The sequence below is a fragment of the Actinotalea alkalitolerans genome (assembly GCF_023369855.1).
Classification (GTDB): Bacteria; Actinomycetota; Actinomycetes; order Actinomycetales; family Cellulomonadaceae; genus Actinotalea.
The window spans coordinates 1-1,191 of record NZ_JAMBPP010000035.1; the positions used below are offsets into that span (position 1 = coordinate 1).

1 pseudogene is annotated in these 1,191 nt (G+C 70.0%); it reads left to right on the plus strand.

The features are described 5' to 3' along the window. Window positions 1-1,153 (plus strand): annotated as a pseudogene (locus M1R94_RS20185) (IS30 family transposase); the annotation flags it as partial. Window positions 1,154-1,191: the final 38 nt, after the last annotated feature.

The following is a 1,191-nucleotide window of genomic DNA, read 5'->3' on the forward strand; positions in this document are numbered from 1 at the left end:
GGCGGCGTGCGGCCGAGCAGGTCGGAGTCCACGAGCGCACGGCCAAGGACTGGGAGCGAGGGGTTCGCAAGACCAACGGGCGCCGGCTGTATCCGGACGGGCGGCTGGTGGACTATGCACGCGGGGTGACCACGATCATGCAAGGCCCGCCGGTGCTGCGGGTCGAGAAGGTGTTGAGCTCAAGGTTCGTGTCATTGACCGAGCGCGAGCAGATCGCCGACCTGCGCAGGGCGGGGCTGTCGGTGCGCGCGGTCGCCGCGAGGCTGGGGCGGGCGCCGTCCACGGTCAGCCGGGAGATCCGCCGCAACGCCTGCGCTGACGGCGGCTATGCGCCGTTCGGGGCGCATCGGGCAGCGGCGGCTCGCCGAACGCGCCCGAAGACCGCGAAGCTGGCCGTCGAGGGGACGTTGCGCACCTACGTGTGCGACAAGCTCGCGCTGCGGTGGTCTCCGGAGCAGATCTGCCACGCTCTGGTCACCGACTTCCCCGACGACCCCGAGATGCGCGTGAGTCACGAGACGATCTACCAGGCGCTCTACATCCAGGCCCGCGGCGGGCTGCGCCGTGAAGTCGCTGCAGCGCTGCGCACCGGCCGCGCCCCCGGCGCGATCCGCACGCGCGCACCAGCCGCTTCGTCGACCCCATGGTCATGATCAGCGAGCGGCCGGCTGAGGTCGCCGACCGTGCGATTCCCGGCCACTGGGAAGGTGACCTGATCATCGGCGCGGACGGCGGCTCGGCGATCGGGACCCTGGTCGAACGCACCACCCGCTACGTGATGCTGGTCCACCTGCCGCACGGGCGCACCGCCGAACAGGTCCGCGATGGCCTGCTCGCCACGATCTCGACCCTGCCCGCGCACCTGCGAGGCTCCTTGACCTGGGACCAGGGCGCCGAGATGGCGGCCCACCGCTCCTTCTCCATCGCCGCGGACATGCCGGTCTACTTCTGCGACCCCGCCAGCCCTTGGCAACGCGGATCCAACGAGAACACCAACGGCCTCCTGCGCCAGTACTTCCCCAAGGGCACCGACCTGTCCGTCCACGGCCCTGAAGACCTCGAACACGTCGCTCACGAGCTCAACGGCCGCCCACGCAAGACGCTCGGCTGGAAGAACCCAGCCGAGCGTCTTGGTGAACTACTGTCCGCATAACCAACCAGCGGTGTTGCTACGACCCCTGGAATCTGCCC